The organism is Gardnerella sp. KA00718, from assembly GCF_049244285.1.
Classification (GTDB): Bacteria; Actinomycetota; Actinomycetes; order Actinomycetales; family Bifidobacteriaceae; genus Bifidobacterium; species Bifidobacterium vaginale.
On sequence record NZ_CP058370.1, the window covers coordinates 750,455 to 764,822 of the forward strand.

The 14,368-nt window shown below is 42.9% G+C and carries 12 protein-coding genes and 3 tRNA genes; 13 read left to right on the top strand and 2 right to left on the bottom strand.

All coding sequences use genetic code 11. From position 1 onward, the window contains the following. Nucleotides 1-51: 51 nt before the first annotated feature. Nucleotides 52-2,166, top strand: coding sequence for an excinuclease ABC subunit UvrB (gene uvrB, locus HXT55_RS03015; RefSeq protein WP_248912140.1), 2,115 nt, complete (start codon nucleotides 52-54; stop codon nucleotides 2,164-2,166). 240 nt (nucleotides 2,167-2,406) lie between these two features. Further along, on the top strand, nucleotides 2,407-3,846 hold the full coding sequence (pyk, locus tag HXT55_RS03020) for a pyruvate kinase (RefSeq protein WP_004113139.1): 1,440 nt from the start codon (nucleotides 2,407-2,409) through the stop codon (nucleotides 3,844-3,846). Nucleotides 3,847-4,082: 236 nt separating this feature from the next. Here the strand turns inward: pyk and HXT55_RS03025 are convergent. Further along, a tRNA-Leu gene (locus HXT55_RS03025) sits at nucleotides 4,083-4,156 on the bottom strand. A gap of 238 nt (nucleotides 4,157-4,394) precedes the next feature. Here HXT55_RS03025 and HXT55_RS03030 point away from each other — a divergent pair. The 6 genes from HXT55_RS03030 to HXT55_RS03055 all read left to right on the top strand — a co-directional run bounded on the left by HXT55_RS03030 (nucleotide 4,395) and on the right by HXT55_RS03055 (nucleotide 8,480). Then, nucleotides 4,395-4,467 (top strand) — tRNA-Arg (locus tag HXT55_RS03030). Between the two features lie 72 nt (nucleotides 4,468-4,539). After that, nucleotides 4,540-5,955, top strand: coding sequence for a bifunctional UDP-N-acetylglucosamine diphosphorylase/glucosamine-1-phosphate N-acetyltransferase GlmU (gene glmU / locus HXT55_RS03035; protein WP_421792452.1), 1,416 nt, complete (start codon nucleotides 4,540-4,542; stop codon nucleotides 5,953-5,955). 29 nt (nucleotides 5,956-5,984) lie between these two features. Beyond that, the gene (gene rsfS / locus HXT55_RS03040; RefSeq protein ID WP_009993484.1) at nucleotides 5,985-6,422 is read left to right on the top strand and encodes a ribosome silencing factor; all 438 of its coding nucleotides are present in this window, start codon (nucleotides 5,985-5,987) and stop codon (nucleotides 6,420-6,422) included. Between the two features lie 9 nt (nucleotides 6,423-6,431). Beyond that, nucleotides 6,432-7,253 (top strand): histidine phosphatase family protein, encoded by an 822-nt coding sequence (locus HXT55_RS03045; RefSeq protein WP_415681898.1) that lies wholly within the window; start codon nucleotides 6,432-6,434, stop codon nucleotides 7,251-7,253. 178 nt (nucleotides 7,254-7,431) lie between these two features. Beyond that, the gene (locus tag HXT55_RS03050) at nucleotides 7,432-7,953 is read left to right on the top strand and encodes a LytTR family DNA-binding domain-containing protein (protein WP_421792455.1); all 522 of its coding nucleotides are present in this window, start codon (nucleotides 7,432-7,434) and stop codon (nucleotides 7,951-7,953) included. Between the two features lie 77 nt (nucleotides 7,954-8,030). Next, nucleotides 8,031-8,480 carry a DUF3021 family protein gene (locus HXT55_RS03055; protein WP_421792457.1) on the top strand — a complete coding sequence of 150 codons (450 nt, stop codon included), beginning with the start codon at nucleotides 8,031-8,033 and terminating at the stop codon, nucleotides 8,478-8,480. Nucleotides 8,481-8,657: 177 nt separating this feature from the next. Here the strand turns inward: HXT55_RS03055 and HXT55_RS03060 are convergent, their stop codons facing one another. Further along, entirely contained in the window at nucleotides 8,658-9,062 is a 405-nt protein-coding gene (locus tag HXT55_RS03060; RefSeq protein ID WP_048653143.1) for a pyridoxamine 5'-phosphate oxidase family protein, read from the bottom strand. A gap of 481 nt (nucleotides 9,063-9,543) precedes the next feature. Between HXT55_RS03060 and HXT55_RS03065 the strand changes: the two genes are divergently transcribed. The 5 genes from HXT55_RS03065 to HXT55_RS03085 all read left to right on the top strand — a co-directional run bounded on the left by HXT55_RS03065 (nucleotide 9,544) and on the right by HXT55_RS03085 (nucleotide 14,364). Further along, nucleotides 9,544-10,539 (top strand): DMT family transporter, encoded by a 996-nt coding sequence (locus tag HXT55_RS03065; protein WP_004117654.1) that lies wholly within the window; start codon nucleotides 9,544-9,546, stop codon nucleotides 10,537-10,539. A gap of 77 nt (nucleotides 10,540-10,616) precedes the next feature. Continuing rightward, complete coding sequence (locus tag HXT55_RS03070) at nucleotides 10,617-11,741, top strand: hypothetical protein (protein ID WP_004117655.1); 1,125 nt, start codon at nucleotides 10,617-10,619, stop codon at nucleotides 11,739-11,741. Between the two features lie 129 nt (nucleotides 11,742-11,870). Continuing rightward, nucleotides 11,871-11,943: transfer RNA gene (locus HXT55_RS03075), tRNA-Ala, on the top strand. 222 nt (nucleotides 11,944-12,165) lie between these two features. Then, nucleotides 12,166-13,425, top strand: a complete 1,260-nt coding sequence (locus tag HXT55_RS03080) for a Na+/H+ antiporter NhaA (protein WP_004114860.1) — start codon at nucleotides 12,166-12,168, stop codon at nucleotides 13,423-13,425. 69 nt (nucleotides 13,426-13,494) lie between these two features. Continuing rightward, nucleotides 13,495-14,364: a TIGR00730 family Rossman fold protein gene (locus tag HXT55_RS03085; RefSeq protein WP_410311322.1), complete on the top strand. Its 870-nt coding sequence runs from the start codon at nucleotides 13,495-13,497 to the stop codon at nucleotides 14,362-14,364. Nucleotides 14,365-14,368: the final 4 nt, after the last annotated feature.

Consider the following 14,368-nt stretch of genomic DNA (forward strand, 5'->3'; position numbering starts at 1 on the left):
AGGCTTTAATAAAATAAATAAAATGCTCTTGATGCTCTTGGAGAAAAAATAATGTCGAATAAAATTCAGCGCACAAACAAGCCGTTTGTAGTAAAAGCTCCGTATGCGCCTTCGGGCGACCAGCCGCAAGCAATCGAAGAGCTGGCTAATCGCATTGAAAACGGCGAAAACGACGTTGTTTTAATGGGCGCAACTGGTACTGGTAAAACTGCTACAACCGCTTGGCTAATTGAGCGTTTGCAAAGGCCTACACTTATTATTGAGCCGAATAAAACTTTGGCAGCTCAGCTTTGCGCGGAGTTTCGCGAGCTTATGCCAGATAATGCTGTGAGCTATTTTGTGTCTTACTACGACTACTATCAGCCGGAAGCGTATATTCCGCAAACAGACACGTATATTGAAAAAGACTCGAATATTAACGACGATGTTGAGCGTCTTCGTCACGCAGCTACAGCGAATTTGCTTACGCGCAGGGATTGCGTTGTTGTAGCTACTGTTTCTTGCATTTATGGACTCGGTACCCCAGAGGAGTATGCCGAGCGAATGCTTATGTTAAGCGTTGGGGAGCAGCTTGAGCGAGACGATTTATTACGTCAATTTGTTAGCATGCAATACAAGCGCAATGACATTGCGTTTACGCGCGGAACTTTTAGAGTGCGTGGAGATACGGTTGAGATTATTCCAGTTTACGAAGAATTAGCTGTGCGAATTGAGTTCTTTGGTGACGAAATCGACAGAATTACAATGTTGCATCCGCTTACTGGGGAAGTGATTCGCCAAGAGAGTAGTGTTCATATTTTCCCAGCATCTCACTATATTGCGGGGCCGGAGCGCATGGAGCGCGCGCTTGAGGCGATTGAAAAAGAGCGTGACGAAAGAGTTGCGCAGCTTAAAAAGCAGAATAAATTGCTGGAAGCTCAGCGTTTGGAAATGCGAACTACGTACGATTTGGAAATGCTTCGACAGGTTGGAGTGTGTCCAGGAGTGGAAAATTATTCGAGGCATTTTGACGGACGCGATGCAGGCACGCCTCCGCATACTTTGCTTGACTTTTTCCCAGACGATTTTTTGCTAGTTTTGGACGAATCGCATGTAACAGTGCCGCAAATCGGAGCCATGTATGAGGGAGATGCTTCGCGCAAAAGAACGCTTGTAGAGCATGGTTTTAGGCTTCCTTCTGCAATGGATAATCGCCCGTTAAAGTGGAAGGAATTTTTGGAGCACGTTGGTCAAACTGTGTATCTTTCGGCAACACCTGGAGATTACGAGTTGGGACTTTCGGATGGCGTAGTTGAACAGATTATTCGCCCAACTGGCTTGCTTGACCCTAAGATTGAGGTTCGACCTGTGGAAGGGCAGGTTGATGATTTGCTTGCGGAGATTAAGGCGCGTGTTGCAAAAGATGAGCGCGTGCTTGTTACTACGCTTACAAAGAAAATGGCGGAAGACTTAACTGATTACTTTTTGGAGCTTGGTATTAAAGTTGAGTACTTGCATTCGGATGTTGATACTTTGCGCAGAGTGGAGCTTTTGCGCGAGCTTCGCGAAGGAAAAATTGATGTGATTGTTGGCATTAATTTGCTTCGTGAGGGTTTGGATTTGCCGGAAGTTTCGCTGGTTGCGATTTTAGATGCAGATAAAGAAGGCTTCTTAAGATCTTACCGCTCGCTTATTCAGACGATTGGCCGCGCTGCTCGTAACGTTTCTGGAACTGTGCTTATGTATGCGGATTCTGTTACGGATGCTATGAGCAAGGCGATTAGCGAGACAGAGCGCCGCCGCGAAAAGCAAATCGCGTACAACAAGGCTCACGGAATTGACCCTAAGCCTTTGCGAAAGAAGATTAGTGACGTGAACGACATGCTTGCTAAAGAGGATGTTGATACTCAAACTTTGCTAGCAGGCGGTTACAGGAATGCTAATAAGGCTGGGAACTCGCATTATGGCGTGCCAAAAGAGCCAAATCTTGGGCAGCAAAGTAAAGAAAAGCGTATGGCGAATATTTCTGAGTTGCCGCAAGACGATATTATGTCTTTGATTAAGAATCTGAGTGAGCAAATGCATACAGCGGCAGAACAGTTGCAATTCGAGCTTGCAGCGCGATTGCGTGACGAAATACGCGATCTAAAGAAAGAATTGCGTCAAATGGATGAGGCTAATAAGTGAGTATGATTAATCGTGAGTTAATCGCGTATAAATAAGCTAGTAGTGATTAATCGTGACTAGTCGCAAGGTAATCGTGCTTTAATAAATGAGTGTTGCTAAGTGATAAGTGTGCCTAATAAATAGACGCGATAAATAAATAAGCGCGAGTTTTGTCTATAGGTCACAATTTGCTGGTACACTATTACTCGGAAAGTGGGTATTTTCCCATTTAAAAATAAACAAAGGAAACAGGCAGGCATTATGAGAAAAGCCAAAATTGTTGATACTATTGGACCAGCTACCGAATCGTTAGAGGGTATTACCAAGCTTGTTGAAGCTGGCATGGATGTTGCTCGCTTAAACCGTTCGCATGGCACTCCTGAAGATCATTTGCGCGTTTACAACAATGTGCGCGAAGCTTCAAAGACCACTGGTCGTAATGTTGCTGCTCTTGTTGATTTGCAAGGTCCAAAGATTCGTTGCGGCTGGTTCAAGAAGAACGCTGACGGCGAAGACAAGGTTTATTTGGAAGAGGGCCAAGAGTTCGTTATTACCACAGACGATATTGAGGGTGATGAGCATCGCACTTCCACAACCTTCAAGGGTTTGCCAGGAGATTGCCACGCAGGCGATCCAATTTTGATTGATGACGGCAAGGTTCGTCTTGAGGTTACCAAGGTAGAAGGCAACGACGTACACACTAAGGTTGTTGTTGCTGGCCCAGTTTCTAGCCACAAGGGCATTAACCTTCCAGGCGTTGCCGTTTCTCTTCCAGCATTGACCGAAAAGGATGAGTCTGATCTTCGTTGGGCTATTCGCACGGGTGCAGACATTATTGCAATGTCGTTCGTGCGTTTTGCTACCGATATTGATCGCGCTCACGAAATCATGGATGAAGAAGGCCGCCGCATTCCAATCGTTGCAAAGATTGAGAAGCCACAGGCTGTTGCAAACTTGGAAGAGATTGTTAAGACCTTTGATGGCATTATGGTTGCTCGTGGAGATATGGCAGTGGAGATGCCACTTGAGCAGGTTCCACTCGTTACCAAGCGCTGCATTGAGCTTTCTCGCCAATACGCAAAGCCAGTAATCGTTGCTACCGAAGTTCTTGGATCAATGGTTAACTCTCCAGTTCCAACTCGTGCAGAGGCTTCTGATTGCGCTAACGCTGTTCTTGACGGCGCCGATGCAACTATGACATCTAACGAGACCGCAGTCGGCAAGTATCCAGCAGTTACCGTTCAGACCATGTCTCGTATTTCTCAATACGCGACTGAAAACGGTTACGATCGCATTCCATCTGTGGAGCTTGACATGTCTAGCACTGGTGCAGTTTCTTCTGCAGCTGTAGACTTGGCAGACAAGCTTAACGCTAAGGCGATTGTTGCTTACACTCAAACTGGTCGTACCGTTCATCGCATTTCTCGCGAACGCCCAGCTGCTCCAATCTACGGCTTGACCAACAATGAGCACACTTATCACTGGTTGGCTTTGAGCTGGGGCACTGAAGGCTTCTTGATTAGCGAGGACTACCACGATATGAACCGTCACGATCTTATGATCTTCACCGACAAGGTTCTTCGTGAAGCTGGTAAGGTTGAAGACGGCGACAAGATTGTTGTTTTGAGCACTGCTCAGGGTGAGCGCCAGGCTGGTCGTACCGACTCTATTTACGTTCACACCGTTGGTGCTTGCGATTAATCTCTAGTTGATTGCTAGTTAATCGTTAGTTTTTTTAAACGCGCATCCTTTTGGGTGCGCGTTTTTGTTTGTACAAACGCACTACATAAATGTGTAGTGTTTTTGTACGTGTTTTACGGCGTGTCGCTATACAAACGCACTACAAGGATTAGATGTGTCGTTTGTGTATCGTGCAAAATCGCGTGAGAGAGAAGATAACAAAAACGCCGCTTAGCATGTAAGCGGCGTTGTGCACGTGCCCCCGGTGAGACTCGAACTCACACTGCACAGATTTTGAGGCTGTTTCCTCTACCAATTGGGATACAGGGGCATCTTAAATTATCCGCGTTTTAACGCGACTTGATGACTATACCACATTTTGTAGAGTAATCAAATATACCGCGTGTTGCGCGTGCGGAAAAGTCGCTAGCAACCGAGCACTAAAAACCCAAAGTAAAATCAAAATAAATAAATATAAATCAAAACAGAGTCAAAACAGAAATATTAATTTGCAAATTATTTAAGACTGGGTGTGTTGATGTAAGAATTTTGGTATAATTGCAACTTGCGCCTCTGTAGCTCAATGGATAGAGCAACGGCCTTCTAATCCGTTGGTTGCGCGTTCGAATCGCGTCGGGGGCACTTGTTTGATTTTCTGCTCTTGTATTATTTCGAAAGCATTTCGACAATATCTCATAAAAACAAGGAGCGCGCGTGGAAAAGCATAATGATAATGTAGCCGCAGCGATAATTCTGGCAGCAGGTGATGGGACGCGCATGCGTTCAACAACGCCGAAAGTATTGCATCCGTTCGCTGGAAAAACGTTCTTAAATCGCGTAATGAACGCAATGGCAGGCGTAAACCCTAAGGAGCTTGCTGTTGTAGTGCACGCTCAAGCGCAACGAGTGTCGGCAGCTGCGCAAAGCTACAATAACGCCGTGCGGATTGTGAACCAGGATGATAAGCCTGGAACGGGCAGGGCAGTGCAGTGCGCAATGCGAGATCTTAATGAAGCTTCAAAACAAGAATGTGGTAGTGCGCTTAAAGGTTCTGTGGTAATTGCGGCAAGTGATATGCCACTTTTAGACACGCAAACATTGCAATCATTAATTGATTTTCACAATAATCAAGGCAATGTAGCAACTGTTTTAACCGCTGTTTTAGACAATGCCACTGGCTACGGGCGAATTGTGCGAGAAGCAAATGGTGATGTGCTAAGAATTGTTGAACACAAAGATGCTAATGCAGGAGAGCTTGCAATTAAGGAAGTGAACACATCTGTGTACGTGTTCGATGCGGAAGTGCTTACAGACGCAATATCTAACCTTAATTCCAAGAACGCTCAAGGCGAATTCTATTTAACAGATGCGCTAGAGCACGCTCGCACAATGGGGCGTGTTGGAGCAATGGCGGCAGCTGATTCGTTGAGAGTAGAAGGCGTAAATACACGCGTTCAATTAGCTGCGCTTGCAAAAGCATACAACAAGCGCGTTTGCGAAAAGTGGATGCTTGAAGGCGTAACGATTCTAGACCCAGAAAACACGTGGATCGAAGACGATGTTGTTTTGCAAGAAGACGTTACGGTACTTCCAGGGTGCTTCTTGCAAGGGCAAACGATTGTTAAAAGCGGTGCGGTTGTAGGACCATACACTACGCTTATCGATGCGCAAGTAGATGAAGACGCGGTTGTGGAGCGCTCGCGTGTGCAAGAATCACATATTTGCCGCGCTGCAAACATTGGTCCGTGGACGTATTTGCGACCAGGAAATGTGCTTGGCGAGGAGAGCAAAGCGGGCGCGTTTGTGGAGATGAAGAAAGCGCATATTGGAAACGGCACTAAGGTTCCACACTTAAGCTACATGGGCGACGCTGATTTGGGTGAGCACACGAATATCGGCGGTGGCACAATTACAGCAAACTACGACGGTGTGCATAAGAATCACACGACTATTGGCTCTAACGCGCATGTTGGTGCAGGAAACCTGTTTGTAGCTCCCGTTACTGTTGGAGATGGAGTTACAACGGGTGCAGGATCTGTTGTGCGTCACGATGTTCCAGCGGATTCCATGGTGTATTCGGAAAATACGCAGCATGTTGTAGAAGGCTGGAAGCCAGTTTGGGAGCGCTAGTTCGATAGTTCAATAGTTAAGGAGAAACAATGGCAGCTTTAGAAAGCTCTGTTAACGCGATTAGGATTGCTGCGGCTGCAGCTGATAGGTTAAAAGCCACTAATATCCAGGCTTTTGACGTTAGCAATCTGCTTGGAATTACAGACGCCATGCTGGTTGTTTCTGCATCTAACGAGCGTCAAGTCTTAGCTGTTAGCGAAGAAATCGAAAAAGACTTGTACTTAAAAGACAATAAGCGTAAAGCTTTATCTCGAGAAGGTTTAGAACTAGCACAGTGGATTTTGCTTGATTTTGGCGACTTTGTGATTCATATTATGCACGAGGAAGCGCGCGAGTTTTATCGCCTTGAGCGTTTGTGGAATGATTGCCCTGCAATTGATTTGCAACTTCCAGAGCATGATGAGAGCGATGCGGATGGCGATTATGTCTATGATGCGCAAAATGGCGATCAAGAGTCTGAAAGGTAGCGCAAGATAATGGTTGATTTTGTTGAAAGCGCAACGCAAATTGCGCATAATGCCAATAAAAACAGCGCTCACGAAGGTATTGCGCGTTCTGTAATGCTTGTTCGCCATGGCCAGACGCCTTATAATGCACAATTTAGACTTCAAGGCATGATTGATATTGCTTTAGATGAGTCTGGAATAGACCAGGTGACTCGCTCTGGTAAGGCTTTGCGTGTTCTTTTTGGAGCTTCCGACTTAGAAGACCCAAAGAATCCAAATAGCGAGGAGCACGTGCGCATTACTCCAGAAGAAGCAGATGCGAGTTTTGTTGCAATTGCTTCTCCGCTTATTCGCGCACAACAGACAGCTCATGCTTTTGCAGATAAGATTGAGCTTAATGTTCACGTTGAAAATGGTGTGCGTGAGCGCTTTTTTGGCGAGTGGGAAGGTCTTAATCGCCAGCAAATTAGCGAAAAATGGCCTGAAGATTTTAAGTCATGGGTTGATGGCAAAGGTGGGGAACTCAACCACGGTGCAGAAACTAAGCAAGAAGTTGGCAATCGCGCGGCGAAAGCTGTTGAAGATTGGGCGCGCAAAACTGGATCGGACCGCGATTTACTAGTGTTCTCGCACGGATCTTGCCTTTCTCAAACTGTTCATAAGCTTCTTGGATTAGACAAGGTAGATCCTTCTTATAAGACGATTGGTGGAATGGGAAACGGTCGTTGGGCGCGCTTAATTCCAAGCCAAAACTCAGATGGCTCGATTCATTGGCGTTTGGATGCTTACGATCAAGGTCCTGCAGCCGACCCTACAAGTCAGCGTCTTATTCGCATTTGGGGAGCAGCTTAATCTGCGTAATCTCTCCTTTTTACCGCTTATATTTCGAAAACTACCGTTTAGCGATTTTGTAAAGACAGACTATTTACAGTGCCGTATAGTCAAAATTACAAAACAAAAAGCTAGCAAACGCTAAGAAAAGTTAGCAAAGCTAGCAAAAGCTAACGGTAGTATACGGAAGGGAGGCTTGATGAAAGTAACAATTGCTATTGTGCCGCCAGAAGAAGAGCAGAACGCTCAATTGTCAGTTCACAATATTGACGATAATCTTAAACGCATTATAGCCAGCTTGCAAAGCATTGATTCTAAAGATGCAAAATCAAGCAATGCCGAAAATAATACTGAGATTGTCGAAAATAGTACTGCGAGTGCGGCAAATAGCAACAATAATTCATTCATATACGGTTATATTAACGATTCGATTATTGTTATGCATGAGCCAGATGTGATTATGATTTGCGTAGAAAATTCGCGCGTAATTATTCACAGTGATAAAGGCGAGTGCGTGTCTTACAAGCGCCTAATGGATTTCGACAATCCGCAATTCGCGTCGTTTGTGCGCATATCTAAATCCGCAATCGTGAACTTGAATCGCATTGTTCGAGTTGATCCAGGATTCGGCGGAAGTATGAGCGTAAAAATGGACGACGGAAGCGTTGAGTGGATTAGTCGCAGATGCTTAGCTGGGTTCAAAAAGCGCTTAGGAATGTAGTTTTAAGCGTAGTCAAATATAAAACTATCAAAAATTTTAATACTAATTTTTTAATACTTAAAAAGGAAATGATTATTATGGAAAAGCAAGTTACAACTTTTGGTAAAACAATGGTAAAAAACATTGTTAAAGGCATTGGCATAGGGTGCACTATTTTTACTGCAATCAGTTTTGTATCTAGCCTGTTAGCGCATAGCGCAGTTGGAAACAGAATTGCATCTTATGCTGTAGCATCGTTTGTTATAGGCATAGGCTATGGAGTGTTCGCTATTTTTTGGTCGAATGAGCGTATGTCAAATCTCGCAAAATTCGTTTTTGCGCTAGTTCCACCAATTGCTATTCAATTTATTGTATCTGTGATTGTTGGGTGGATTTCATTCAAAGATGGGCCAGCTGTGATTTGCGGATGGATTGTATTCACTGTTATTTTCCCGATTGCACTTGCTGCAATAATTTATTACTTCGAGAAGAAGAAAGCGGAAGAAATGAACGCTAGGTTGCAAGCATTGCGTAAAGAAAGCAAGTAAATTAGTGACAATTAAATAATTTAAGTAAAAATTTAAGTAAATAAAATAATCAAATAAAAATTGAGTGGTGTTCATCTTCGCCTTTGAAGAAGAACGCCACTCGCTATTGTATGCCTCGTATTAGAGACCTAAAAATTCGGCGTTTTGTTAGATTTTTGCTAAAAATTAGTATTTTGATTAATCTTTAGCAATTGTCTTTCCAGCATTAGCTCCAGAAGTCAAATCCTGAATCTCATTAATCTCCATAACAGGAACGGCAGCAGGCTTCTTTGTGCCTTTTTCTTCTGCAACTCGTACCTGCTCTTCGTAAATCGCGTCATCTGTGTGAAGAGTAACGGTCCCGCGGAAGCGATATCCCTTCTTTTCGGCCAAATTTGCAACGGCAACAACAAGCTGGCTGCCGTCTTGCAAGTTCTTAAAATGCTGACCTGCAGTGCGCTCGTGGTAAGCAAGGTGATTATCGTCTAGAACAAACATTGACATCTTTGGTCCAAGATCAAGCTCTCCATCTTTGCTAATCGTTGCAATCCAAGCCAAATTGTTCTCAATAAAAGTCTTCATATCTTCACTAAGAGTTGCCATGTTGAGTCCTTTCTTCAACTGATTATTTTTTCAATCGCGCAATCATATGATTATGATTCAATCACATCTAAGATTACGCGCAATCCTGCATATAAAGGCTTAAAATTCGACAAGTTTTTGCAAAAACGCCTAAACTTGTGACATAAATCACCAATTGTACAAAGTGCAAACGTAATTTTCCGCACTTTGTACCATATTTGACCTAAATCACGTACAAAAAGCGGAAAATCGCTAACGCGCTACGCTTTAAGCGAAAAGGCAGGTCGTCGCGCATCAATCATTAATCGTAAATATTAAGGTAAAGTCGCAGTGTGTACAACCAATTCAGTTGTCAATTAGGAAATTTTCCGAAGGAACGCCGATAGGTTGTACTTTTCTTGTTTTTGTGGCTATTCTATAAAGTTTATAAGGCAATTTAGCTACCTTAAAGAAAAATTTAATGTTATAGACTTGTGATTTGCAAGAAATTGAGGGGAGTGACATGAGTGAAATAAATAGCGCGGTTCAACCAAGACAGAATAATCGAATTAACGTAAACTTCGCGCGAATCATGTTGCTCTTATGCGCTGCAATTTGGGGCGGAAGCTACGTCTCATCTAAATACGCTCTAGAGGTATTCCCACCTCAATGGCTTATGGGAGTTCGCATGCTTGGAGCGTGCATAATAATGGGCGCAGTCTTCTTTAAAACAATCCGCAAAAATTTTACTAAAAAGCTAATAATTCCTTCGCTTTTAACAGGTGTTACATACTACGCATCTTTAGTTACTCAAACAGAAGGATTAAGGTGGATAGACCCAGGTAGAAGTGCTTTTCTTACAGCCGCCTACTGTGTTATAGCGCCATTTTCAGCTTGGATGATTATTAGAAAAAAGCCAACGCTTTTAGGAATTATTGCTGCTTTAACATGCGTTGTGGGCGTTGGATTCGTTGCATTAAAGCCAGGATCTCTTGTTCTTACACTTTCTCACGGAGATGTTTTAACTCTTATTTGCGCGGCTGTTTTTGCGTTTAACTTAACATACTTAGCGTATTATTCTAGACAATACAATCCCGTTGCTTTAACATTCGGCCAGTTTAGTGTTTCTGGAGTTCTATTTTTGTGCGGAGCTGCAATAAGTGAGCCTTTGCCTAATTTTAATGCTGAAGATAATTGGATTACGTTTACAAACATGTTCTATCTTATAGTGATAGTAACTGTTCTTGCGCAAATTATTCAAAACTATACTCTGATTTATCTTTCAACAGCTAACGCTTCCGTGATTATGTGCACAGAATGCTTGTTTACATTGCTATTTTCTAGCATTCTATACAACGAGCGCGTAACAAGCGTTGCTTTTATTGGCTTTGCATTGATTTTTGCTGCGATTCTGCTTGCAAGTTTGGCAGAGCATATTGAGCTTATAAAAATCAAAAATAAGCAGAAAATTTCTGAAACAGAGTCTAAAGTTGCATCTGCAGCAGCATCTACAATTTAAATAGTTGTCAATTTAAATAGTTGTCAATAATTGTCAATTTGAATAGTAGTAAATAATAATTTTGTAAGGTGGTACTTGTGAAGAACTTCTTCAAAGGAATATCGTTTACGCAAGTGCTGGCTGGTTCTTTAGCAGCTGTTACAGCATTCCTTCTATCGTCAAAAATCGGTATAGCAGGATCAGTAATTGGTGTTGCAATAGGTTCGATTGTGTCTGCTGTAGCATCGCAACTTTATCAAAATGTTATTCACGCGTCTTCAAAAAAGATCCAGTCTTCTTCTGCATTAAAATCAGTTTCAAGCCATTATGCAGATGATGACACTAAAGTTGTAAATAATGCACGATTTATTGCATTAGAGGATGATATGCCAGAAGAATATGAGGTTCATGAAGCGAACGAACCTCGCAGAATAAAAACAGTTAGAAAAGTTATGGCTACTGCCTCTGGGCAAAATACTGATAATAGCGTTGATAACACAAGCATTATGGAATTGTCTTCATTAAGAAAGATGAAAGAAGAAGATAATTCGCTTTCGGAAGGAGATTCGGATTCTCTGCTTACGCTAACCGACGCAAAGCGTAGATTAGGCAACAATAGTGATTATGACTATGCAAAGCAGAAAAAATACGTGGATGATGAGTCAAGGTACAAACGACTTACTATTTTAGTTGCTGTTCTTAGCGCCCTTGCTGCGGTGATTATTACTGCTGGCATGGTTCTGTTGTTTACGCAAGGAAAAGGCACTGATAATTTAAACAATTTACCGCAGAATCCTGCGCAAAATAACAATCAGACTAATAGGGGAAATCAGACTCCTGAAAATGGTGAGAATAATCGTATTCAAAATCAGAATCAAGATTCAGGCAACTATTCTAAATCTAATGAAGACAATAAGAATGATGAGAATGGTTCGGATAAAAAACCGTCTGATAAAAAAGATGCGAATAATCATGAAGGAAACTCTTTAGATGATAAAAACTCTTCGAATAGTGGTGATTCAAAGGGTGCGGATGGATTAAACAATTCTGGATCTGACTCAAAATCTAGCGGATCTAAGGGTGATTCTTCACAAAACACAGATTCTGGATCGGCTTCGTCTCCTTCATCTCCTTCTTATTCTTCACCTAATGGTGCAGATGGTGGTACTTCTGTACAGCAGGGAGAATCTGGATCGCAACAATCATCGGGTAGTGGCGAATAATAGTTTTATGCGGCAAGAAATCCATATTTTTACAACAAAAATTGAGGAGTTTACGACACGCCGAGTTTGGTTGGTAGCAAAATCTGTTGTATTCTATCAAAGGTTCGTTTGAGCCGCACAATTAAAAACGGGGCTATGGCGCAGCTGGTAGCGCATCTCCATGGCATGGAGGGGGTCGGGGGTTCGAATCCCCCTAGCTCCACAATTTGAAACGTCACTTCTAAGCGAGGTGGCGTTTTTTGTTATATTTCGATACGTATCCTATATACTTATAAGTCCTAGGTGCATAAACTTTATCGCATAAAATTTATATGCCGTAAATTGTTAAACAAAAGTCGAAAGTAAAAAGTCGAAACTAAAAACTAAAAGTCAAAAATAGAAAATAGAAAATAAAAGATAGAAAATCGGAGGGAAGATTTACATCATGCTAAGACGCTCTTGGAAAACAGTATGCAAAATAGCCAATAATGAGCGTACATCTGGGTTAATTATGCTCGGATTTGCTTTAGCTGGATTAATGCTTGCAAATTTGCCATTTACGTCTCCGATTTTTGAAGCTGTTTCTCACACTCAAATAGGAATTCCGTACACAAATATTCACATGTCGATTAGCCACTGGGTTCAAGACGGCTTGTTAACTATTTTCTTTCTTACAGTTGGTTTAGACTTAAAACACGAGCTTATTGCAGGATCGCTTAGAGACCCTCGCGCGGCAGCAATGCCAATGATTTGCGCGATTGGAGGTATGGTTGTTCCTCCTATTCTTTTTGCGGGAACTGTTACAATATTCTCGGAGTTGCACGCTGGTCAAGAGATTATGCGACTTACTTCTGGAGCGCTTCCGTCTTTAGACATGGTTCGCGCTGGCTGGGCTATTCCTACGGCAACAGATATAGCATTCTCGCTGGCTGTTCTTGCGCTTTTTGCTAAAACGCTTCCTAAAGCCTTGCGCGCATTTTTAATGACTCTGGCTACAGTAGACGATCTTCTTGGAATCGCATTAATCGCATTGTTCTTCTCTTCGCTTAACGCATGGTATTGGTTTGTGGGCGTTGTTTTATGCGGATTAGTATGGACTATGCTTGTGCGATTAAAGCGCGTTCCATGGCCTGTTGTGGCTCTTGTTGGCTTGCTTGCGTGGGTTATGATGTATCAAGCTGGCGTTCACCCAACTCTTGCAGGCGTAATGGTTGGTTTGCTAACTCCTGCGCATCTTGTTCACGGCGAAAAGTCGCTTAGAGCCGAAAGGTATCGACAGAAAATTCAGCCTTTGTCTTCTTTGTTTGCGCTGCCAGTTTTTGCGCTTTTTGCAACTGGAGTTCATTTTGAAACATTGACTTGGCAGCTGTTCTTGTCTCCAATACTAATTGCGATTACGATTGCGCTAGTTGTTGGAAAGCCACTTGGAATTATGATTACTGCTTGGTTTGCTAAGAAAGTTATTGGCTTGCGCGTTCCAGACGATTTGCGCGTTCGCGACCTTTTGCCTACAGCATGCGCGTGCGGAATTGGTTTTACTGTGTCTTTGCTAATCGCTTCGCTTGCATACAGCGATGCGGATCTTTCGGGAGAAGCGCGATTCGGCGTGCTAGTGGCGTCTATTATTGCGGCTGCTGTTTCGGGATTTATGCTTGCAAAGCAATCGAATCATATGGAAGAAGAATTAGACGATATTGAAGAGTGACTTTAATGCGTTTATTTAACGCGATTACAAGACGACTAGAAAGTGACTAGAAAGTTCTAAAGGTGACTTATGGTTTCTAATAATAATTTAGATAATTTAGGTAATTTAGATAGTTTAGATAATTCTGGTAAATCTGATAATCCAGATAATGCTTGCGACTTGCGCGCGCAAAGCGAACAGAATTCACCTTGGAAAGACACTTATTACAGCGGCGCCGTAATGATGCGCGGACCAATGATTCCTAAGGAAAGCACAACGGAAACGCTATTGCAACACGATTTGCCTAACGGAGATTTGCAAGATAATCATGCGTGGCAAGGACTTGACCCTTGGAGAGTTCTTAGAATACAAGCCGAATTTATTGATGGTTTCGACGCTTTGGCAAAACTTGGATTAGCTGTTAGCGTGTTTGGCTCTGCACGAATAAAGCCAGATGCGCCAGAATACAGTAGCGCTCGCATAATGGGCAAAGAGCTTGTAAAACGCGGTTTTGCGGTGATTACGGGCGGCGGACCTGGAATTATGGAAGCGGCAAATCGCGGAGCGGCAGAAGCTGGCGGAACAAGCGTGGGGCTAGGAATCGAATTGCCTCACGAGCAGGGCTTAAACCAATGGGTGAATCTTGGAATGCAATTTCGTTACTTTTTTGTTCGCAAAACAATGTTCCTAAAATATTCTTCGGGAATTATTGTGTGCCCAGGCGGTTTTGGCACAATGGACGAGCTTTTTGAGTCGCTTACGCTTGTTCAAACGCATAAGGTTTCTAAAATTCCTGTTGTTCTTTTCGGCAGCGAATATTGGAAAGGCCTTATGAATTGGATTGAAACTACAGTTAAAGAAAGAGGACTTATATCGTCTTTTGACCCTAGTTTGCTTGCGATTACAGACGACCCTCTAGAAGCTGTGCGAATCGCAACTGGAGACAAGTTTATTAATTAGTTTT

Bases quoted from the DNA above. Each gene is read 5' to 3' on its own strand.
- uvrB (WP_248912140.1), top strand. From the start codon at position 52: ATGTCGAATAAAATTCAGCGCACAAACAAGCCGTTTGTAGTAAAAGCT.
- pyk (WP_004113139.1), top strand. From the start codon at position 2,407: ATGAGAAAAGCCAAAATTGTTGATACTATTGGACCAGCTACCGAATCG.
- rsfS (WP_009993484.1), top strand. From the start codon at position 5,985: ATGGCAGCTTTAGAAAGCTCTGTTAACGCGATTAGGATTGCTGCGGCT.
- HXT55_RS03045 (WP_415681898.1), top strand. From the start codon at position 6,432: ATGGTTGATTTTGTTGAAAGCGCAACGCAAATTGCGCATAATGCCAAT.
- HXT55_RS03050 (WP_421792455.1), top strand. From the start codon at position 7,432: ATGAAAGTAACAATTGCTATTGTGCCGCCAGAAGAAGAGCAGAACGCT.
- HXT55_RS03055 (WP_421792457.1), top strand. From the start codon at position 8,031: ATGGAAAAGCAAGTTACAACTTTTGGTAAAACAATGGTAAAAAACATT.
- HXT55_RS03060 (WP_048653143.1), bottom strand. From the start codon at position 9,062: ATGGCAACTCTTAGTGAAGATATGAAGACTTTTATTGAGAACAATTTG.
- HXT55_RS03065 (WP_004117654.1), top strand. From the start codon at position 9,544: ATGAGTGAAATAAATAGCGCGGTTCAACCAAGACAGAATAATCGAATT.
- HXT55_RS03080 (WP_004114860.1), top strand. From the start codon at position 12,166: ATGCTAAGACGCTCTTGGAAAACAGTATGCAAAATAGCCAATAATGAG.
- HXT55_RS03085 (WP_410311322.1), top strand. From the start codon at position 13,495: ATGGTTTCTAATAATAATTTAGATAATTTAGGTAATTTAGATAGTTTA.